The organism is Enterobacter cloacae complex sp. 277I4 (genome assembly GCF_050031465.1).
Lineage (GTDB): Bacteria > Pseudomonadota > Gammaproteobacteria > Enterobacterales > Enterobacteriaceae > Enterobacter > Enterobacter cloacae.
In genome coordinates this window covers 4235340-4256055 of the sequence record NZ_JBLGWC010000001.1, presented here as the reverse complement: position 1 = coordinate 4256055, position 20716 = coordinate 4235340, and the positions used below count along the sequence as shown (strand labels likewise).

Below are 20716 nucleotides of genomic sequence, written 5' to 3'. Positions count from 1 at the left end.
TCTTTGGGAGTTTTTTTATTGCCTGATATACATTAAGCATGTTATATCTTGCTAAGAAATAATCATTCAGGGATTAATCATAACTACTGAAGTTATGTTGTGTTCTTTTCTTTTAAAAATAAATTATTCAGATTTATTTTCTATTGATTTAATGAGGTAGGGAATGACAGAAAGTGCTTTGCTTTTGCGAGAGGCATTTAATGAATCGGTTAACTATATGACATGGTCTTTTTATTCACTGATAACTGCTTACGTTTCGATGGCTTTTTATGATAGAGTTGAGGTTAAGACCCGAATAAATAATTATCTGAATAAGTTACTTTTCGTGATTGCTATGTCCGTTTTTATCCCAAATATGTACTTTGTTTCAATGGTGTTCAGTCAGAAGTTAGGCACCGCAGCTGGCGTTGCGTCATTCATTATTGGGCTACTTTTCATGATGTTAAACTCGGCACCTGTAATTACTGGTATCGTACAGCAGCGCAAAGATTGAGTTTTATGAGTATAGTCAGTTGGGTTTTCATCTGTTTTATCAGACTTAGAAAAATGAAATCTTTCAATTCATTGATTTTAAACGCAAAAAAATTTCTAAATGATCAGAATTATAGGGTGCTCGCTCTGCTCCATTACCGAGCACGAGGGGCGCATTATTCAGAGCCGTTCTGAAGATTCGATCATCAACGAGATCGAAGCCATTCGCGATACCGTGCCTGGCTTTACCGGGGTGATCTCCGACCTCGGCGGCCCAACGGCCAATATGTACATGCTGCGCTGTAAATCGCCGCGCGCGGAGCAAACCTGCCGCCGTCTCTCCTGTGTCTATCCAAGCATTTGCGAACATATGGACACCAACCACGAGCCGACGATCAACCTCTATCGCCGCGCGCGTGATTTGAAGGGCATCAAGAAAATCCTGATTGCCTCCGGGGTACGTTACGACATCGCTGTGGAAGATCCGCGCTACATCAAAGAGCTGGCGACGCACCACGTCGGTGGCTATCTGAAGATTGCGCCGGAGCACACCGAAGAAGGCCCGCTGTCGAAAATGATGAAGCCGGGGATGGGCAGCTACGATCGCTTTAAACAGCTGTTCGATACCTACTCAAAGCAGGCAGGGAAAGAGCAGTACCTGATCCCGTACTTCATCTCCGCCCACCCGGGTACGCGCGATGAAGACATGGTGAACCTGGCGCTGTGGCTGAAACAGCGTCGCTTCCGTCTGGATCAGGTGCAGAACTTCTATCCGTCACCGCTCGCCAACTCCACAACCATGTACTACACCGGCAAAAACCCGCTGAGTAAAATTGGTTACAAGAGTGAAGACGTGGTGGTGCCGAAAGGGGATAAACAGCGTCGTCTGCACAAAGCGCTGCTGCGCTACCACGATCCGGCTAACTGGCCGCTGATCCGCCAGGCGCTGGAAGAGATGGGGAAAAAGCATCTGATTGGCTCGCGTCGCGACTGTCTGGTGCCGGCACCAACGCTGGATGAGATGCGCGAAGCGCGTCGTCAGAACCGCCATACGCGCCCGGCGCTGACCAAGCACACGCCGATTGTGCATCAGCGTTCGAACGGTAGCGCGGGAACGAAAAAGAATGTGAAACGTAAGAGCGGCTAGTCTCATTGCCCGGTGGCGCTTCGCTTACCGGGCCTACAACTCAGATCGTAGGCCGGGTAAGGCGCAGCCGCCACCCGGCTTTTTACTACCCGCCAAACTGATCCGGATCGGGCCCTAAACGCTTGCCCTGATCCAGTTTCGCAATCTCGCCCAGCTCATCTTTATCCAGGCGGAAATCCCAGACGTCGAAGTTCTCGGCGATGCGCGATGGCGTGACCGATTTCGGGATCACCACCAGGCCGTTGTCCAGGTGCCAGCGAATGACAATCTGCGCCGGGGTTTTGCCATATTTATCCGCCAGATCGCGGATAATTTTCTGGTCGAACACCCCTTCACCGCCCTGAGCCAGCGGGCTCCAGGATTCGGTCTGGATTTTGTGAGTAGCGTTCCAGGCGTGAAGCTGGCGCTGCTGCATCAGCGGGTGCAGTTCAATCTGATTAATCACCGGTACAACGCCCGTTTCGTCAATCAGACGCTGCAGGTGATGAACCTGGAAGTTACAGACGCCGATGCTTTTCACCAGCCCCTCTTTTTGCAGTTCAATCATCCCTTTCCAGGCATCAACATAATGGTCGATAGCCGGAACCGGCCAGTGCATCAGATACAGATCGACGAAATCGAGCTGGAGTTTCTCCAGGCTCTCCTGCAGCGCTTCGCGCGGGCGCTTTTGGTCGTCGTTCCACAGTTTGGTGGTGATAAAAAGGTCGTCGCGGGACATACCGGCGCTGGCCAGTGCTTTCCCCACGCCGTCCTCGTTTTTGTAGGCGGCGGCGGTATCAATGGACCGATAGCCGACTTCCAGTGCTTTATGAATGGCGGAGACGACCTCGTCGTTACCGGCTTTCCATACACCTAGCCCCAACTGGGGCATCACGTTGCCGTCCTGCAGCTTGATTACGGTTTGGTTTGCCATTTTTCCTCCTTCAGGTGCGCATCGCCGGAGGGGGACTCCGGCGATGGGGTGTGCATTAAGTCTGGACGAAATGTCAAAAAACGAAAGGCAGGATGCCAAAAACGCTTAGCGCGCCGCCTCGTAGATACGACGGCTAACGTCCAGCGTAATGTCGCCGTGTTCGCCCAGCTGAGTCATGCCGTGTTCTTCAAGTTTAGCCAGCAGGGCAGGGATAGAGCTGCCATCCAGACCATAGCCGGACAGACGCGTCGGCACGCCCAGGCCTTCAAAGAAGTTGCGGGTCGCTTCGATTGCCGCATCGATACGCGCGTCGTCAGAACCTTCGGTGATGTTCCAGACGCGTTCCGCGTACTGCAGCAGTTTGGCACGTTTGGTATCACGTTTTTCGTTCCACAGGGCTGGCAGAACCACCGCCAGCGTCTGGGCGTGATCCAGACCGTGCATCGCCGTCAGTTCATGGCCCAGCATGTGGGTTGCCCAGTCCTGCGGCACGCCTGCGCCAATCAGGCCGTTCAGCGCCTGCGTTGCAGCCCACATCACGTTGGCACGCACGTCGTAGTTTTCTGGCTCTTTCAGCGCCTTCGGACCCTCTTCGACCAGCGTCAGCAGAATGCCTTCCGCAAAACGATCCTGAATTTTGGCATCCACCGGATAAGTCACGTACTGCTCAACGGTGTGAACAAAGGCGTCGACCACGCCGTTCGCGACCTGACGCGCGGGCAGGGTGTAGGTGTACACCGGATCGAGGATCGCGAATACGGGCTGAACGTGCTCGTTCATAAAGGCCTGTTTGTCTCCGGTGGTTTTACGGGAGATCACCGCGCCTTTGTTGGATTCAGAACCGGTGGCCGGCAGGGTCAGCACGGAGCCCATCGGGATCGCGCTTTTAATGTCGCTGCCGCGGGTTTCCAGGATATGCCATGGGTCGATACCGTCGGCGTAGTGTGCTGCCGCGGCGATGAACTTCGTGCCGTCCAGCACGGAACCCCCGCCGACAGCCAGCAGGAAGGTGATGTTTTCTTCGCGGACGATTTTCACCGCGTTCATCAGCGTTTCATAAGAAGGGTTTGGCTCGATACCGCCAAACTCGCGTACGTCCAGACCTTCCAGTGCGCTGTAAACCTGATCCAGCACGCCGGTTTTTTTCACGCTGCCGCCACCGTAGGTGATCAGCACGCGGGCGTCAGCGGGGATCTGTGCACGCAGATCGGCGATAGCGCCTTTACCAAACAGGATGCGGGTTGGGGTGTGGAGATTAAAATTATTCATGGCTCGTTCCCTATCGTGGGTGAAAAATCGTGGCGGCGCGGATGGCTACCTGATGCTGCACATTGTGGCTGTCCGGGGATATCCTCTCAATGCACATTCCTGCCGATGTCTTGCCCATTTCTACAGAGCACTGGAGAAACGTCAGGAAAATGCGCAGACTGTGAGGGGCCCAAACCGTACCCGGAGTAACGCTAAATGAACCGTGAAGCCATCTGTCTTCAGCTCACTTCGCAGATTAAAAGACTGATTGATAAGCAAAATAACCCAGGCGAACTGCTGCCGGATATTCGCCTGCTCTACGGGACGCAGCCGGGAACGCGGACGCCGGTGATGTATCAGCCGGGCATCGTTTTTCTCTTTTCCGGCCATAAAATTGGTTATATCAATGAACGCGTGTTCCGTTATGACACCAATGAATATCTGCTGCTGACAGTACCTTTACCCTTCGAATGTGAAACCTTCGCGACAGAGGAGGTACCGCTGGCGGGGATCCGCGTAAATGTCGATATTCTTCAGCTTCAGGAGCTGCTGATGGACATTGGTGAAGACGAGCTTTTCCAGCCGTCGATGGCGGCGAGCGGCATTAACTCAGCCACGCTGTCAGAGGAGATCCTCTGTGCCATTGAGCGTCTGCTGGACGTGATGGAGAGGCCGCTGGATGCGCGTATTCTGGGTAAGCAAATCATCCGCGAAATTCTCTATCATGTGCTGCTGGGGCCGGGTGGCGGGGCACTACTGGCGCTGGTCAGTCGGCAGACCCACTTCAGCCTGATAAGCCGCGTGCTCAAGCGCATCGAAAGCCAGTACACGGAAAACCTCAGCGTTGACCAGCTGGCGGCGGAAGCGAACATGAGCGTCTCGGCGTTTCACCACAACTTTAAGTCGGTGACCAGCACCTCGCCGCTGCAATACCTCAAAACCTACCGGCTGCATAAGGCGCGGATGCTGATGATCCACGACGGCATGAAGGCCAGCGCGGCGGCGATGCGGGTCGGGTATGAGAGTGCGTCGCAGTTTAGTCGGGAGTTTAAGCGCTACTTCGGCGTCACGCCGGGGGAAGATGCGTCACGCATCCGAACCATGCAGGGAGTCTGACGGCAAACGTAGGCCGGGTAAGCGATAGCGCCACCCGGCTTTTATTTATGCACTGCAGTACTTCTTCTTAATCACCACCGCAATCGTTCCCACCAGTCCAGCTACCAGCAGGAACATCGGCAGCACCATCAGGAAGGTCATTACCTGGTCTTCATGATGCTTCACAAACGGGATCATGTTCAGCGCATAGCCGAGAGTGGTAACGACACCCACCCATAACAACGCGCTCAGCCAGTTGAAGAACTGGAAGCGGCGGTTCGACAGGCCGGAAATGCCTGCCATGGTGGGCAGCAGGGTGCGAACAAAGGCCAGAAAACGCCCGGCCAGCAAGGCCAGCAGGCCATGCCTGTCAAACATGCAGGTCGCACGCTGATGGTATTTATGCGGTAGCTGCGCCAGCCAGCCCTTCACGACGCGCGTGTTGCCGAGCCAGCGGCCCTGCAGATAGCTCAGCCAGCAGCCCAGGCTTGCCGCGGAGGTGAGGATCACCATGGTCGGCGCGAAGTCCATGACACCTTTACCGATTAACGCCCCCGCAAGCAAAAGGAGGCTATCACCGGGTAAAAATGAGGCTGGCAGTAATCCATTTTCCAGAAACAGGGTCGCGAACATCACGAAATAGACGATACCTACAACGTGAGGATCGGTCAGTGCGGCGAAGTCGTGTTGCCAGAGCGCCGCGATAATATCTTGAATAACAGCCATGGACTTTCCTGTGGAACAACAGATATAGCACTATTGTACTCCCTTATTTGCCCGATGGGGTTGATCGCGGGCGCAACTAATGCAGACTTTTCTGGTGGCGGTGTCCACAAAAGCATCCATGGAGTACATGTTTGCCAGCACTCTACACGATACGCGCAAACCCTGCTGCTAAATCGGCAATTAAATCGTCCGCGTTTTCTAAACCGATATGCAGGCGAATCAGGGTGCCGCTGAAGTCCACTTCACCGCCAGGGCGCAGGGCCGCAATCTGCTCCGGCTGATTAGGCAGGATCAGGGATTCAAACCCGCCCCAGGAGTAGGCCATGCTGAAGAGGGTAAAATTATCCAGATAGCTTGCCAGCTCGTCATTATTCAGCCGTTTTTTTAGAACGAATGAGAACAAACCGCTGCTGCCCGTAAAGTCTCGTTGCCAGAATTCATGCCCTTTACTGCCCGGCAGTGCCGGATGGTTGACGCGCTCAACCTGCGGGTGCTGCGCCAGCCACTCAGCTATCTTCAGGCTGCTTTCGTGATGCTGACGCAGGCGCACCCCCAGCGTGCGGATGCCTCGGCTGGTCATGTAGGCGGTATCGGCATCGACCATCTGCCCCATCAGGTAGGCATTTTCCCGCAGCTGATCCCAGCAGCGGGCGTTAGAAACGGCCGTGCCGATCATCCCGTCTGAGTGGCCAATCAGATATTTAGTCGCCGCCTGAATGGAGATATCAATGTCGAATTCCAGCGCTTTAAACAGCACGCCCGCCGCCCAGGTGTTGTCGATCATGATAATCGCCTCTGGCGCTTTGCTGCGCACGGCTTTCACAATGGCCGGCACGTCGTGTACTTCCATGGTGATCGAACCCGGAGATTCCAGGAACACAATGCGCGTGTTGGGCTGAATAAGCTCTGCGATGCCTTCGCCAATCAGCGGATCGAACCAGCCCGTGGTTACGCCGAGTCGGGAGAGGATTTTGGTGCAGAAATCCTGGCTCGGTTCATAGGCGGTGTTGGTCATCAGAATATGGTCGCCCTGTTCCACGAACGCCAGAATGGTGTTGGCGACTGCCGCCGCACCGCACGGAAACAGCGCGCAGCCTGCGCCGCCTTCCAGCTCGCACATGGCTTCCTGTAGTGAGAAATGGGTTAGCGTGCCACGACGTCCGTAAAACAGCCCGCCTTTGGCGCGGTTACGCGTGGCGATTTTTTTGTCCTCTACGGTATCAAACACCAGCGAGGAGGCCCGTTGGATCACGCTGTTCACCGAACCCTGAGTATATTTCTTGCTGCGCCCGGCCTGTACCAGCGTGGTATCAAGATGCTTCTTGGTCATGTTCGCTAACCCTGTTTTTATACGTCTGGACGTCCAGACTACCACGAATGTGAAAATCTGCACCCGGATGCTTATCGAATAAGCAGAAAATATTAGCAAAAAACCGCATAAGAAATTTTTACTGCGTAAGCGCAAGGAATATGAGCGAAAATTGCGGCACTATGTAAATAGTAATGAGAACGACTATCAATTCGACGATGTTTTGATATTATTACGTTCAGATTTTGTGATTTGCGTCCTGGAGATACAGAGTGGGTAATAATTTGATGCAGACGGATCTCTCCGTTTGGGGCATGTATCATCATGCTGACATCGTGGTTAAGATTGTGATGATCGGCCTGATTCTGGCGTCCGTGATCACGTGGGCTATCTTCTTTGGCAAGAGCGCCGAGCTGATTTCTCAGAAGCGCCGCCTCAAGCGTGAGCAACAGCAGCTGGCTGAAGCCCGCTCTCTGGATCAGGCGTCTGACATGACCTCATCCTTCCACGCGAAAAGCCTGACCACCCTGTTAGTTAACGAAGCGCAAAACGAGCTGGAACTCTCCGCAGGCAGTGAAGATAACGAAGGTATTAAAGAACGTACCGGCTTCCGTCTGGAGCGTCGCGTCGCCGCCGTGGGTCGCCATATGGGCCGGGGCAATGGATATCTGGCGACCATCGGGGCCATCTCGCCGTTCGTGGGGCTGTTCGGTACGGTCTGGGGCATCATGAACAGCTTTATCGGGATTGCGCAAACCCAAACGACGAACCTGGCGGTAGTTGCACCGGGTATCGCCGAAGCGCTGCTGGCGACCGCTATCGGTCTGGTTGCGGCGATCCCTGCGGTGGTTATCTATAACGTCTTCGCGCGCATGATTGGCAGCTATAAAGCCACCCTCGGTGACGTCGCCGCGCAGGTTCTGCTGCTGCAAAGCCGCGATCTTGATCTGAATGCCAGTGCCGCTAAACCGGTGCACGCGGCGTCCAAACTGCGCGTAGGTTAATGAATTATGGCAATGCGTCTTAATGAAAATCTGGACGATAACGGCGAAATGCATGAAATCAACGTGACGCCGTTTATCGACGTTATGCTGGTTCTGCTGATTATCTTCATGGTTGCTGCGCCGCTGGCGACGGTCGACGTGAAGGTAAACCTGCCGGCCTCGTCCAGCCAGCCGCAGCCGCGCCCGGAAAAGCCCATCTATCTGTCGGTGAAAGCAGATAAATCGATGTTCCTCGGCAACGACCCGGTGACGGCTGACTCTGTCATCCCGGCGCTGGATCAGCTCACTGGCGGTAAGAAAGACACGACGGTCTTCTTCCGTGCGGATAAAACCGTTGATTACGAGACCATGATGAAGGTCATGGATACGCTGCATCAGGCGGGTTATCTGAAGATTGGGCTGGTCGGCGAAGAGAAAGCGGCCGCGAAATAACGAAGAAGCTGGCGAAAGCCGGCTTTTTTTATGCCTGTCGGGTTATTCGTGTTTGTTATCCGTCGACGCGGGAGAGAGGGCTGCCAGCGCGTCCTCGTCAAGCGCGACGCTGGTGACGTTTGAGGTACGATACTCGCCGTCGGACAGTTTGCGCGTCAGGCGCAGGGTCGCGGTTTCTCTGGCCAGCAGATACTGATAATTGGCCTCCAGACGCCCCAGAAGCTTCTCTTTCAGCTCGGGCCGTTGTTCGATGATGGCATTCATCACGGCGCCGTAAATCTCTTCCTTGACCTGTAAGGGATAAATCTCGCGGCGGTTCTGCCATTTCAGGCGCACCAGCGTCGCCGGAATGGAAACCAGATCCTGGGTAATACGCGTCATCTCGGCGTTTTTGGTGTTACGCAAAGCCTCGAGATTTTGCTTTAAGATAAATTCGTCACTTTTTTTCTCATCTAAAGTCAAATAAACATCGTTATCTTTAACGTCTTTCACATTAATCTTCCCCCAGGTTATAAAAAATAGGGTTGTTTTTTTCTCGCGTAATTAGATTAAGCCAAATTTCATTGCCCGCTTCATTTATTTCTTTGGTCTTTTCGGCCATTATTTGACTTAGTTTCTGGGCATCTATTTCGCCTTCTGCCTGCAGGTCATTCAACAGGTGGACAAAGGCTTCAATTTTGATGGCGCGAAATAAGCGATCCTTTATATGACGATCGTGCTCTTCCAGCAACATATTACGTGATTTGCCGCTACGGGAGACACCAATTAATATGTCAGGCTCAAAATCAGCGAGCTTTCTTTTTCCCTGAGTGAAATTAGCCTCTTTTTCTGCTTCCGTCGGTTGCTGTTCCACAGGCGTGATGTGGTACTTAGCCGGGACGAGATAGTCGGGCAACATTTTTTAATTTCCTTTAATTTCAACAAGGTGGGGAAGATAAAGGCGTGAGATTCGTTGACAATATCATGAGGCAATTTTAAAATCAAAAAAAATGGAGCCAACCCATGAACAGCATCTTTTTTACGGTCATTACATTACTATTACTGACCGCTGGTGTTCTTTTATTGATGCAGGAGTTCAATAAAACGAAAGAGTCGAAAGACACCAGTGAAACCCCACAGCCTGAACTGATGACTAAAGAGGAAGGTGAAGACCATTTCTCTGTTTTGATGAACTCGGTGACGCCGGTTTGGTACTGGCGGGTGAACCATGAATATATCGACTTTTTGCACGCGACAATAAAGCGGATGAAAATGTCGGAAATTAATGACACGCCGGGCCTGTTTGAAGCGCAGCGTCGCTGCAGTGACCTGAATTCAGCGGTCTATAAATATTACGACAATATCAAAAAGCGCTGTCTGAATGGTGAGAAGGTCTCGTATTCCGATTTAGACGTATTAAACCTGCGTCAGTGCTTTCGCGAGTTCAGCCTGGAAGCCTATCCGGAGCTGGTGGTGCTGGTCTGGCCGGAGTATGCGCGCCCTGAGGTGGATCCTGACAACGTGTAATGGTTAGTTGTTGCAAACAGTCAGCGCCGTTGCGATATACTGAGTGCTGGTTTCGTTTGCAGACAGGACTTTATGGAACGCTTCTTTGAAAACGCTATGTACGCCTCGCGCTGGATACTGGCACCCGTCTATTTTGGCCTTTCGCTGGCGCTGATTGCGCTCACGATTAAGTTCTTCCAGGAAATCTTGCATGTTCTGCCGAACATCTTTTCCATTGCCGAAGCAGATTTGATTCTGGTTCTGCTGTCACTGGTGGATATGACGCTGGTGGGGGGCTTACTGGTGATGGTGATGTTCTCTGGCTATGAGAATTTTGTCTCCCAGCTTGATATCGACGCGCGTAAAGAAAAGCTGAGCTGGCTGGGCAAAATGGATGCCACGTCGCTGAAGAATAAAGTGGCCGCCTCGATTGTGGCGATCTCCTCCATCCACCTGTTACGCGTGTTCATGGACGCAAAGAATGTCCCGGACAACAAACTGATGTGGTATGTCATTATCCATCTCACGTTTGTGCTTTCGGCGTTTGTGATGGGGTATCTGGATAAGATCAGCAAGAAGTAATTTCCTTCTTAACCACCCTCTCCCTGTGGGAGAGGGCAACAGACCGCACTATTTATCCGACGACGCCTGCCACAGATTCAACTCTCCATCCGCAACATGCTTATCAATGCGTATCAGCTCCTCTTCGCTAAAGCGCAGGTTTTTCAGCGCCTGAACGTTCTCTTCCAGCTGTTCCGGGCGGCTCGCGCCAATCAGCACGGACGTTACGCGCTCATCTTTCAGCAGCCAGCTTAGCGCCATCTGCGCCATTGTCTGACCACGTGCCTGTGCCATCTCATTGAGCAAGCGCAGACTGTTCAGATTGGCTTCGGTCAGCATCTTCTGCGTCAGCCCGCGCACTTTATTCCCCTCGCGCTGCATCCGCGAACCTTCAGGAATACCGTTGAGGTATTTTCCGGTCAGCAACCCCTGCGCCAGTGGGGTAAACGCAATACAGCCGGTACCGTTTTGCTTTAGCGTCTCCAGCAGGCCGGTTTTATCCACCCAGCGGTTAAGCAGGTTGTACGACGGCTGATGGATGAGCAGTGGAATTTTCCATTCGCGAAGCAGGTCAGCCATTTTCTGCGTGCGCGCCGTTGAATAGGACGAAATTCCGACATACAGCGCTTTACCGCTCTGCACCGCATGGGCCAGCGCGGCAGCGGTCTCTTCCATCGGCGTGTTCTCGTCCACGCGATGGGAATAGAAAATATCCACATATTCCAGACCCATACGCTTCAGGCTCTGGTCGAGGCTGGCGAGCAGATATTTGCGCGAGCCGCCCGAGCCATACGGTCCCGGCCACATGTCGTAACCCGCTTTGGTGGAGATAATCAGCTCGTCGCGACAGGCGGCAAAATCCTCCCGCAGCAGGCGACCAAAGTTCTCTTCCGCGCTCCCCGCAGGCGGGCCGTAGTTATTGGCAAGATCGAAATGGGTGATACCGAGGTCGAAGGCTTTACGCAGTAGCGCACGCTGGGTGTCGAGCGGCTGAACGTGGCCGAAGCTATGCCACAGGCCAAGCGACAGCGCAGGCAGGCGCAGCCCGCTTTTGCCACAGTAGCGGTACTGCATATTTTCATAACGGCCGGGGTTAGGGTGCCAGGACATGATGTCTCCTTTCTTATCGATGAATTTTCGAAACAGCGTTTTCATTCTTTGATTATCAAACCATAAATCTGCTCGTGAAGCGATGTCGCGGCGGGAAAGGCCTCTAAGCGTTAATCGGTGCTGTGGTACCTGTGAAGCCACGCTAACGAAAAATAGTTACAAAAGGTTATAATTTCCGCGGTTCCTGCCGATAACGAGAGTAGTACTCGCCTCTGGGCGAACTCACCCTCACGGCAAGGAACACTTATGAACATGCTCCGTAATTTCACGATCCGTTTCGTCATGCTGACGATCCTGGGGATCTTTTGTTTAATGTGGGCAGGCGTTGGACTCTACAGCACCTGGTCCCTCTCTCGCGTTTCGGATGGCAATGAAGTCGATCGCCAGTTGGTGAAACAGATGACCATACTCAGCCAGGGCAACGATCAGTATTTCCGCTTTGTCACCCGACTGAGCCGCGCGATGGAAGTCAAAGCCGCCGGCGGTACACCGGATCTGGCCTCCGCCCAGCAGGCGCTGGATAACATGGGCAAAAAACTGGCCGAGATGAAAGCGATCTCTCCGGGTCCGATGGATGAACAGGTCTCCTCCCGGGTGATCGGCACCTGGCAGGCGCTGCTCGAGCAGGGCGTTACGCCACAAATGCAGCAGGCGAAGCTGGGTGCGCTGGATGGTTATCGCCAGCAGGCTAATAACGTCACGCCACAGCTGAGCCGTGCGTTTGGTGCAGCCGCTGAGGAGTTCAATAACGCCGCTGCGAAGGCCCTCGACAGTACCCGCGTAGTGGTGGATGGCCTGACCAGCATGACCCGCACGGTGATTATTGCCGCCACCGTGATTGGTCTGCTGATCCTGCTCTTTAGCGACCGTTACCTGGTGGCGATGCTGGTGAAACCGCTGGACCGAATTCGTCAGCAGTTCCGCCAGATTGCGCAGGGCGATCTCAGCCAGCCCATTGAACCGTTTGGTCGTAACTGTGTGGGACAGCTGGTGCCGTTGCTGAGTGCCATGCAGGACAGCCTGCGCGAGGCGGTCAGCACGATCCGCGCGGGCAGTGAAAATATCTGGCGCGGGGCGACCGAGATCTCCAGCGGTAACAACGATCTCTCCTCCCGTACCGAAGAGCAGGCTGCCGCGCTGGAAGAGACAGCAGCCAGCATGGAGCAACTCACTGCCACCGTGAAGCTGAACGCCGAAAGCGCACGTCAGGCAAGCCAGCTGGCGGATGTGGCATCGACCACGGCCAGCCGCGGTGGCTCGCTGGTGGAGGAGGTGGTGACCACCATGAGTGGTATTTCCGACAGCTCGAAGAAAATTGCTGAAATCACCACCGTGATTAACAGTATCGCCTTCCAGACCAATATCCTGGCGCTCAACGCAGCAGTGGAAGCGGCGCGAGCGGGTGAGCAAGGCCGTGGCTTTGCCGTGGTGGCAGGTGAGGTGCGTAATCTGGCCAGCCGCAGCGCCAACGCGGCGAAAGAGATTGAAGGGCTGATTGCCGATTCCGTCGCTCGCGTCGAGCAGGGGGCTCAACTGGTGAACGACACGGGGACCACCATGGAAGCGATTCTGCGCGATGTAACGGAAGTGACCACCATCATGAAGCAGATTGCGTCAGCCTCTGAGGAGCAAAGCAAAGGCATTTCCCAGGTCGGGGTTGCCATTACGCAGATGGACGGTGTGACCCAGCAAAACGCCTCGCTGGTGGAGCAGGTCTCCGCCGCGGCAGCGGCACTTGAGCGGCAGACCGAAGAGCTTCAGCGTTCGGTGCAGAAGTTCCGCCTCACGGCATAATGTTGCGGTTGGTTGCCTGACCAGAGAAAACAAGAAACCCAGCGTAAGCGCTGGGTTCAGGCTGCTGATATCGTGCGAGATGTGCCCCTCGCCCGGCGGCGCTACGCTTGCACGGGCCTACAACGAACAGTGCCAATTTATTGATATTGTTGTCGATTGTAGGCCGGGTCAGCGTATCGCCACCCGGCAAAACAAGCGGTTCAGTTGTTGATAGCGGGGGGGTTGTCATTAAACTCAACCTACCGGCTCGAAAAGCAGAACCACGGCAATTATCAGTGCGTCGCTTCACCAATCAGCGCGCCTGAACCCGCACCGACAGCTGCACCTTTCAGCACGCTGTTGCCCGTCACGGCAGCGGCACCTGCACCAACAACAGCGCCTACGGCACCGCCTTTACGCGCGGCTTTACCTTTGTCACCGTTTTTGAACATCGCACCCGTGCCTGCACCCACGACCGCGCCGCCTACGGTGGATTTCAGATCTTTACCTGTGGCCGCCCCAATCGCCGCGCCTGCTACCGCACCGGCGGCGGTTTTATCCATCGCCATACCTGAGGTAGAAAAAAGAAGGATGCTGATCACCAGCGCTGTATTGATTGATTTCATAACAAATCCTTTGTGACTGCTGTCGGTTGAAACGTTGCTTCTCGCCGTCTGGCTGGAGAAAAACGTCCGCATAGTGCCAGTAATACCGGCCCAACCCTTAAGCTAATCATGCCCTGGACAAGGATTTGCCTGGCCGGGCGGTTACCCGCCCGGCAGTGCATCACGCCTGACGCTTATCTTCGGTTTTGGTCTCGAAGTCGCTCGCCGCGTGGCGTTCGTGGAGTTGCTCGTTAAGCTCACCGTTGGTGCGATTCACAATCCGTCCGCGCTTCACGGCAGGGCGGTTCGCTACGTCTTTCGCCCAGCGCTGGACGTTGGTGTACTTCTCTGCGTCCAGGAACTCGGCGGCGTTGTAGACGCTGCCCAGCGCCACGCAGCCAAACCACGGCCAGACCGCCATATCGGCGATGGTGTATTCTTCACCCGCCACGTAACGGCCGCGGGCGAGCTGTTTATCCAGTACGTCGAACAGGCGCTTGGCTTCCATCGTGAAGCGGTCAATCGCGTACTCGATCTTCACCGGCGCATAGTTGTAGAAATGGCCGAAACCGCCACCGAGGAACGGGGCCGCGCCCTGCAGCCAGAACAGCCAGTTCAGGGTTTCCGTGCGGCCAGCCGGATCTTTGGGCAGGAAATGCCCGAACTTCTCTGCCAGATAGAGCAGAATGTTGCCGGATTCAAATACGCGCGTTGGCGGGGTGGTGGAGTGGTCACGAAGCGCCGGTATTTTCGAGTTCGGGTTCACCTCAACAAAGCCACTGGAGAACTGATCGCCTTCACCGATGCGGATCAGCCACGCGTCGTACTCCGCGCCCGTTACGCCCAGCGCAAGCAGCTCTTCGAGCATGATCGTCACTTTCTGGCCGTTCGGCGTGCCCAGGGAGTAAAGCTGCAGCGGGTGCGAACCGACGGGCAGATCTTTCTCATGTGTGGCACCAGAAACAGGACGGTTGATGTTGGCGAACGCCCCGCCGCCGTTCTTTTTCCATTCCCACACTTTGGGTGGCTGATAGGTATTTTCGTCTGACATGTTGGCCTGCCTTTTTTGTGATGTGTTGAGGCAGTGTAGCAGGAGATGAATAGACCGTTTAACGAACTGAGCGCAAAGGTCAGGGGAGGTGTATGATAACCCTACCTCTGTCAGGTTAATTACAACGTGCAGACGACGACAACCCTTCAAAAAATTGCCGCCTGCCTGTTTTAGGTTGGATACATGCGTAAAGGAAAGTTAAGCAGTGATGCGCCATTCGGGACGTTGTTAGGCTATGCGCCCGGTGGCGTGGCGATTTACTCTTCAAATTACGGCAGTCTGGACCCGCGTAAGTACCCGCAAGACGCGGATTTCCGCAGCTATATCGGCAACGAATACATGGGCCACAAGTGGCAGTGTGTGGAGTTTGCCCGCCGTTTTCTGTTCCTCAACTATGGCTTTGTGTTTACCGACGTCGGGATGGCGTGGGAGATCTTCTCCCTGCGTTTTTTGCGCCAGGTGGTGAACGATAATATTCTGCCGTTACAGGCTTTTGCCAACGGCTCGAAACGCGCGCCGCAGGCCGGGGCGCTGCTTATCTGGCAAAAGGGCGGCGAGTTCCATGAAACCGGCCATGTCGCGGTAATCACCCAGCTTTTGGATGGCAAGGTCCGTATTGCCGAGCAGAATGTTATTCACTCCCCGCTTCCGCTCGGACAGCAGTGGACCCGCGAACTGCGCATGACCGTTGAGAACGGCTGTTACACGCTTCATGACACCTTCAGCGATACCGAAATCCTTGGCTGGATGATCCAGACGGACGACACGGAGCACAGCATTCCCCAGCCCGAACCTGACGGCGAACTGCTGAAAATCAGCGGTGCGCGGTTGAAGAATAAACGTCAATACGACGGAAAATGGCTCAACGAAAATGACGCCCTGCAGCAGGCCTACATCCACGCCAACGGCCACGTTATTAATAACGATCCCTGCCACTATTTCACGATTACCGAAAGCGCGGAACAGGAGCTGATTAAAGCGACCAATGAACTGCATCTTATGTATCTGCACGCCACCGACAAGGTGCTGAAAGATGACAACTTACTGGCGCTTTTTGACATCCCCAAAATCCTCTGGCCGCGCCTGCGTCTCTCCTGGCAGTGGCGTCGCCACCATATGATCACCGGTCGTATGGATTTCTGTATGGATGAGCGCGGCATTAAGGTTTACGAGTACAACGCTGATTCCGCCTCCTGCCACACCGAGGGCGGGTTAATTCTGGAAGAGTGGGTCAAAAACGGCTATCGCGGCAATGGGCACAACCCGGCAGAAGGTTTGCTGGAGGAGTTGACCGGGGCGTGGAAACACAGCCATGCGCGTCCGTTCGTGCACATCATGCAGGACAACGATGTCGAAGAGGATTATCACGCGCTCTTCATTCAGCGCTCGCTGCTGCAGGCCGGGTTTGACACCAAAATTCTGCACGGTCTGGGCGCGCTGAGCTGGGATGCTGCCGGGCAGTTAATCGACGACGAAGGTCGCCACGTCAACTGCGTGTGGAAAACCTGGGCGTGGGAGACGGCAATCGAGCAGATTCGGGAGGTCAGCGAAACCGAATACGCTGCCGTGCCAATCCGCACCGGTCACCCGGCAGGCGAGGTGCGGCTGATTGACGTCCTGCTGCGCCCGGAAGTGCTGGTGTTTGAACCGCTGTGGACGGTGATCCCTGGCAATAAGGCGATCCTGCCGGTGCTGTGGCAGCTGTTCCCGAACCACCGCTACCTGCTCGATACCGATTTTGAGGTTAACGCGCTGCTGAAGCAGACAGGTTATGCCGTCAAACCCATTGCCGGCCGTTGCGGCAGTAATATCGATCTGATCAGCGCCCAGGATGAACTGCTGGATAAATCCAGCGGCAAGTTTGTCGATCGCAAGAATATCTATCAGCAGCTGTGGTGTTTGCCGAAGGTGGACGGCAAATATATTCAGGTCTGTACCTTTACCGTGGGCGGGAATTACGGCGGAACCTGCCTGCGTGGGGATGAAACGCTGGTGGTGAAAAAAGAGAGCGATATTGAACCGCTGATTGTGGTGAAGGATAAGTAACCGGGCAGAATCAGCATCCGCAGGGATAACCTGCGGATGCCTGAGGTTTATTCCTCGTCCTGCTGACTGATTTTCAAATCAATAATGCGACCGATCTGGTCATGATAGACCGTCAGCAAATTGTACTGGCTCATCTCTGAGATGATTTGCGGCGTCACGTTAAAGCTGCGGGCCAGCTCGTCGTGCTTAAGCGTTGCAGGGCGGTGATGTCGTCTTGCATGCGCGCGGCGGCGATTATATTGATACCACAGGATCAGCAGCCAGCCGTTTAGCGCGGCGATCAGTAAATAGATCAGCACCGTCTTAAAGGAGGCAATAATCACGCCCCAGCGGTAGTCGCTCTCGTTGGTTATCTGCATCCACAGGTTGGCATAGAGGAAAAAGAGAAATCCTCCCCAGGCCAGCAGGGTTAACGCTGCATCAAACAGCCGGGGCACCAGCCGATGTTCAGTCAGGATTAACGTGTTTTCGTTCATTGAATGCTCCCTTTACCTCTGTCCGGACTGATCCAGCGCGCGCGTGAGCGCTGGCGTTTAAGCATGACCTTTGGGAAGGCGACGAGGGTAGTGAACAGGCCGATCATCCAGTACACCATCGGAAACCAGATGATCCAGAAAAGCGAACTCGCCACGTTACGTTCATAGCGTCGCTCGATATACAAACTGACGAGGAACTGCAGCAGGCACATCACCCCCAGCAGGAGCCCGGTGAATTCCGGCGGGAACAGGCTCGTGACGGTCAGGTTTGCCGGGAGCGGCGTGAGGGAGCTGATAATAAATAACAGCACCGTCACCGCATACGCGAACGCCCACAGCGTTGACAGGGCGTACTCTAAAAACAGCGGCCACATGCGATGATGCTCCCAGCGCAGGATCTTGCGTAGATTGACCAGAAACACCTCCGCGCCGCCCTGAGCCCAGCGCAGGCGCTGTTTCCACAGCCCTTTTAGCGTCTCCGGCATCAGGATCCAGCACAGCGCGCGCGGCTCGAAAAAAATATCCCAGTGGCGAAGCTGAAGCTTCCAGCTGATGTCGATATCTTCGGTGATCATATCCGGGCTCCAGTATCCCACGTCCGCCAGCGCCTGACGGCGAAAGGCCGCGATGACGCCAGAGACGGTAAAGACCCGGCCATAGATCCGCTGCGTGCGTTTGATGAGCCCTATGATGGAGGAGAATTCGCCCACCTGAATGCGGCCAATCAACGTGGAGCGCGTGCGAATACGCGGGTTCCCGGTCACGGCGCCCACGTGGGGGTAGTGGATCAGCGGGGCAACCAGATAAGCGGCGGTATCGCGATCGAGCAGGGCATCGCCATCAATACAGACCAGAAGGTCTCCCCGGGCCGCCGCTGCGCCCGCTTTCAGCGCCACGGCTTTCCCCTGATTTTCCGCCAGATGAATGACGCGCAGACGCGGCTGCTCCTGCGCCAGCTGTTGCAGCACCTGCGCGGTGTTATCGGAAGAGCCATCGTTGATGGCGATGACCTCGATATTCGGGTAACGCTGGGCCAGCGCGGCACCGATCGTCTCCCGGGCGTTGCGTTCCTCATTGAAACAGGGAATGAGGATCGAAATTAACGGATCGCCCTCTAACGTCGGGGCGGGTGTTTTTCTGTTCCATGACCAGTGTCGTTCAAGCTGAAACCAGAAATAGAGCCCCCCGGTGATCCAGAATACGGACATGAACAGGGGCCAGAAGAAGACAAAATCCAGAATCAGTTCGCCGGTAAAGAGGGCGGCCACGCCTAATGGCAACCCAAATACCAGGCACAAAATTGAGAAAGCGATAAGGCGATCAGTCATTGTCAGGATACCAGTACGAAGAGAATTCAGGCCTGATACGGGAAAGATCAGGTTGGTTATGGATGAAATCGTCGGGGTAGTAACCGTAATGTTTGCTGCCGTTAAGCTGGAGCACGCGCATCCACTCCGCCAGGCGACTATCGGGTACGGCGCGTTGCGGTGTCTGCGCCCAGTCACGGGCCTGCAGCTCAAAAATGGTTTTATTCAGCGCGCCGGGGCGAGTGGCAACGGTGTTAACCAGGCGCGTTAGCCAGGCGTTGCTCTCGTCTGCCGGGACGGACTCCATCAGCGGCATGGCCATCGGCACCGTCCAGTCATACTCCGCCAGGAAGTCATCAAGATTCTGCGCAAACCACGCCTCGCTCGCCGGGTCGAGGATCGGCAGGGCGAACATATTGCGTGCGGTTTTTATCTGCGGACCGCGGATATGCTTCACCGCCAGGCTCAGGGCGTGGGTAAACCCGATTAGCGTCTGGCTTTTCTGGCGCGTTGTCTGCTGCCCGGCATCATCCTGATCCGTCAGCACCGCATCGTCATGGAACAAGATCCCATTGAAGCTGGCATAGCGGGCCAGATCTTCATAGATTTCGGTCACCTGCTGTCGAACCTGCGGATCCCACGGCGAAAGCCGGGTATAGGGCTCGGTGGCGGCGCGTACCTGGCCCGTTTGCCGATCCCGACGCTGCACGCGCGGCAGTGCAGGGGAGAGATCGAACGAGAGAACCGGCATCCACGCGTAGACTTTTACGCCCGCGCGGGTTTGCAGTTGCCAGGCGACAAAGTTAAAGAGATCGGCACGCACGGGCAGCCGACGGTTGGGGAAGTAGAGCGCGTTAATCGTGCCGTTGCCGAGGGGATCGGAAAATGCCTGCAGGAAAACATGGCTGATTTTCATGTCGTAGACCCGCTGGACCAGCGTATTGATGTTTTTGGTCTGCTGAGCCGGATCGGGGTCATAAACGTAATCCAGATCGACATGCATCACGCGCACAGGGTCGGTCTCCTGAATCTGCGCGATGCTGCTGGCAAAGGCTTTAAGCGAGGGATTCCCGGAGATTAACAGGCGCGGGATGTTGTCGAGGTGACGCACATCTGCCAGCCCGTCCTCAAGGGTAAAGGCCAACTGATAACCCTGCTGTCTGGCAATGGCGAGCGACGTGCCGTTGGCAGCACCGTAGGGCCACACCCAGGCACGCGGCGCTTTGCCCGTCACCTGCGCGATTTTTTCGGTGACTTTCCGCACGTCATCGCCGATGCGCTGGCTGAACTGCTGGTCAGTTTCGTAACGCCCTGTCGCGTTATCGTAAAAGCGGCTGGCAATAGCCGGTTCGCGGCTTCCCTGTGGATTGGCCGGTATACCGTAATGCGAAGCCCAGGTATGCGAGCCGATCTCAATCAGCGGGGACTGGCTTAACTCGCGCACCATGTCCCACGTCGCGAAACGGTCCCGGGGTGTCATCAAACCGCCAAAATTCACGTTTTGATGTGCTGGCGTATCCACCCAACTGCCTACCGGGGCCCACAGCGCCGGCACATTCCAGGCCTGGATCAACGGCCAGACGCGGGTATAAAAACTGCTGTAGCCGTCATCAAAACTGAGCAGAAAGGCCTTTGGCGGCAGCGTTTTTTTACCGTCGTGGGCATCCAGAATATCCTGCACGCTGATGGCGTTATACCCGTTATGCACAAGCCAGCTTATCTGCTCGTTTAAGGCGCTGGTCCGCACGGAGAGATAGCGCTGATCGGCGGCGTCATCTTCCACATCGTGATAGGCCAGCACGAAAAAGTGATTCTTCGGCCAGGGTTTACTGGCTTCCGGCTGAGGTCTCTCGTTGGGCGAAATAAACGAAATGGCCTGGGCGCAGACGCTCGCGCTGAGGCATAACCAGCCGATGATGAGCAGGCCCACAGGAAAACGAATGGTCAACATATTCAT

The 20716-nt window shown here is 55.1% G+C and carries 20 protein-coding genes and 1 pseudogene; 9 read left to right on the top strand and 12 right to left on the bottom strand.

Annotated features, from left to right (window positions below; all coding sequences use genetic code 11):
* The first annotated feature begins 163 nt into the window (after positions 1 to 163).
* Both ACQG19_RS20705 and ACQG19_RS20700 read left to right on the top strand, forming a co-directional pair.
* Positions 164 to 493 carry a hypothetical protein gene (locus ACQG19_RS20705; protein WP_000140246.1) on the top strand — a complete coding sequence of 110 codons (330 nt, stop codon included), beginning with the start codon at positions 164 to 166 and terminating at the stop codon, positions 491 to 493.
* Positions 494 to 607: 114 nt separating this feature from the next.
* Positions 608 to 1618, top strand: a pseudogene (locus ACQG19_RS20700) (DUF3362 domain-containing protein); the annotation flags it as partial.
* An 85-nt stretch (positions 1619 to 1703) separates the two neighbouring features.
* On the opposite strand, the gene dkgA reads toward ACQG19_RS20700, so the two are convergent.
* Both dkgA and yqhD read right to left on the bottom strand, forming a co-directional pair.
* Positions 1704 to 2531, bottom strand: a complete 828-nt coding sequence (gene dkgA, locus ACQG19_RS20695; protein ID WP_013098717.1) for a 2,5-didehydrogluconate reductase DkgA — start codon at positions 2529 to 2531, stop codon at positions 1704 to 1706.
* A gap of 105 nt (positions 2532 to 2636) precedes the next feature.
* Positions 2637 to 3800, bottom strand: coding sequence for an alcohol dehydrogenase (gene yqhD, locus ACQG19_RS20690; RefSeq protein ID WP_058660951.1), 1164 nt, complete (start codon positions 3798 to 3800; stop codon positions 2637 to 2639).
* 195 nt (positions 3801 to 3995) lie between these two features.
* Between yqhD and ACQG19_RS20685 the strand changes: the two genes are divergently transcribed.
* Entirely contained in the window at positions 3996 to 4895 is a 900-nt protein-coding gene (locus ACQG19_RS20685; RefSeq protein ID WP_023619917.1) for an AraC family transcriptional regulator, read from the top strand.
* Between the two features lie 45 nt (positions 4896 to 4940).
* Here the strand turns inward: ACQG19_RS20685 and yghB are convergent, their stop codons facing one another.
* On the bottom strand, positions 4941 to 5600 hold the full coding sequence (gene yghB, locus ACQG19_RS20680; protein WP_013098714.1) for a DedA family general envelope maintenance protein YghB: 660 nt from the start codon (positions 5598 to 5600) through the stop codon (positions 4941 to 4943).
* A 142-nt stretch (positions 5601 to 5742) separates the two neighbouring features.
* Complete coding sequence (metC, locus tag ACQG19_RS20675) at positions 5743 to 6930, bottom strand: cystathionine beta-lyase (RefSeq protein ID WP_013098713.1); 1188 nt, start codon at positions 6928 to 6930, stop codon at positions 5743 to 5745.
* 251 nt (positions 6931 to 7181) lie between these two features.
* Between metC and exbB the strand changes: the two genes are divergently transcribed.
* Together exbB and exbD are read left to right on the top strand one after the other, a co-directional pair.
* Entirely contained in the window at positions 7182 to 7913 is a 732-nt protein-coding gene (gene exbB, locus ACQG19_RS20670) for a tol-pal system-associated acyl-CoA thioesterase (protein ID WP_013098712.1), read from the top strand.
* A gap of 6 nt (positions 7914 to 7919) precedes the next feature.
* Entirely contained in the window at positions 7920 to 8345 is a 426-nt protein-coding gene (exbD, locus tag ACQG19_RS20665) for a TonB system transport protein ExbD (protein WP_014833267.1), read from the top strand.
* Positions 8346 to 8387: 42 nt separating this feature from the next.
* Here the strand turns inward: exbD and ACQG19_RS20660 are convergent, their stop codons facing one another.
* Entirely contained in the window at positions 8388 to 8837 is a 450-nt protein-coding gene (locus tag ACQG19_RS20660) for a hypothetical protein (protein ID WP_029883022.1), read from the bottom strand.
* 1 nt (position 8838) lies between these two features.
* Positions 8839 to 9243 carry a hypothetical protein gene (locus ACQG19_RS20655; RefSeq protein ID WP_013098709.1) on the bottom strand — a complete coding sequence of 135 codons (405 nt, stop codon included), beginning with the start codon at positions 9241 to 9243 and terminating at the stop codon, positions 8839 to 8841.
* A gap of 104 nt (positions 9244 to 9347) precedes the next feature.
* Here ACQG19_RS20655 and ACQG19_RS20650 point away from each other — a divergent pair, with 104 nt between their 5' ends.
* Together ACQG19_RS20650 and ACQG19_RS20645 are read left to right on the top strand one after the other, a co-directional pair.
* Positions 9348 to 9851, top strand: coding sequence for an ESA_00282 family adhesion-associated protein (locus ACQG19_RS20650; RefSeq protein WP_013098708.1), 504 nt, complete (start codon positions 9348 to 9350; stop codon positions 9849 to 9851).
* 72 nt (positions 9852 to 9923) lie between these two features.
* Positions 9924 to 10412, top strand: coding sequence for a TIGR00645 family protein (locus ACQG19_RS20645; RefSeq protein WP_013098707.1), 489 nt, complete (start codon positions 9924 to 9926; stop codon positions 10410 to 10412).
* A 48-nt stretch (positions 10413 to 10460) separates the two neighbouring features.
* Here ACQG19_RS20645 and ACQG19_RS20640 read toward each other — a convergent pair whose 3' ends face one another.
* Positions 10461 to 11501, bottom strand: a complete 1041-nt coding sequence (locus ACQG19_RS20640; protein ID WP_023622102.1) for an aldo/keto reductase — start codon at positions 11499 to 11501, stop codon at positions 10461 to 10463.
* 246 nt (positions 11502 to 11747) lie between these two features.
* On the opposite strand from ACQG19_RS20640, the gene ACQG19_RS20635 reads away from it, so the two are divergent.
* Positions 11748 to 13295, top strand: a complete 1548-nt coding sequence (locus tag ACQG19_RS20635; protein WP_020689507.1) for a methyl-accepting chemotaxis protein — start codon at positions 11748 to 11750, stop codon at positions 13293 to 13295.
* Positions 13296 to 13567: 272 nt separating this feature from the next.
* Here ACQG19_RS20635 and ACQG19_RS20630 read toward each other — a convergent pair whose 3' ends face one another.
* Together ACQG19_RS20630 and yghU are read right to left on the bottom strand one after the other, a co-directional pair.
* A complete protein-coding gene (locus tag ACQG19_RS20630; protein ID WP_013098702.1) occupies positions 13568 to 13900 on the bottom strand; it encodes a glycine zipper domain-containing protein in 333 nt (110 codons plus the stop codon).
* Between the two features lie 160 nt (positions 13901 to 14060).
* Positions 14061 to 14930, bottom strand: coding sequence for a glutathione-dependent disulfide-bond oxidoreductase (yghU, locus tag ACQG19_RS20625; protein WP_013098701.1), 870 nt, complete (start codon positions 14928 to 14930; stop codon positions 14061 to 14063).
* Between the two features lie 183 nt (positions 14931 to 15113).
* On the opposite strand from yghU, the gene gss reads away from it, so the two are divergent.
* A complete protein-coding gene (gene gss, locus ACQG19_RS20620; RefSeq protein WP_222168907.1) occupies positions 15114 to 16976 on the top strand; it encodes a bifunctional glutathionylspermidine amidase/synthase in 1863 nt (620 codons plus the stop codon).
* Positions 16977 to 17023: 47 nt separating this feature from the next.
* Here the strand turns inward: gss and pgaD are convergent, their stop codons facing one another.
* The 3 genes from pgaD to pgaB are packed head-to-tail and all read right to left on the bottom strand — an operon-like array spanning position 17024 to position 20710.
* Complete coding sequence (gene pgaD, locus ACQG19_RS20615) at positions 17024 to 17452, bottom strand: poly-beta-1,6-N-acetyl-D-glucosamine biosynthesis protein PgaD (RefSeq protein WP_038420574.1); 429 nt, start codon at positions 17450 to 17452, stop codon at positions 17024 to 17026.
* Positions 17449 to 18780 carry a poly-beta-1,6-N-acetyl-D-glucosamine synthase gene (pgaC, locus tag ACQG19_RS20610; RefSeq protein WP_045293736.1) on the bottom strand — a complete coding sequence of 444 codons (1332 nt, stop codon included), beginning with the start codon at positions 18778 to 18780 and terminating at the stop codon, positions 17449 to 17451. Before pgaC ends, pgaD begins: the two co-directional genes overlap by 4 nt.
* Positions 18773 to 20710: a poly-beta-1,6-N-acetyl-D-glucosamine N-deacetylase PgaB gene (gene pgaB, locus ACQG19_RS20605; RefSeq protein ID WP_222168908.1), complete on the bottom strand. Its 1938-nt coding sequence runs from the start codon at positions 20708 to 20710 to the stop codon at positions 18773 to 18775. The genes pgaC and pgaB overlap by 8 nt, the downstream gene beginning before the upstream one ends.
* Positions 20711 to 20716: the final 6 nt, after the last annotated feature.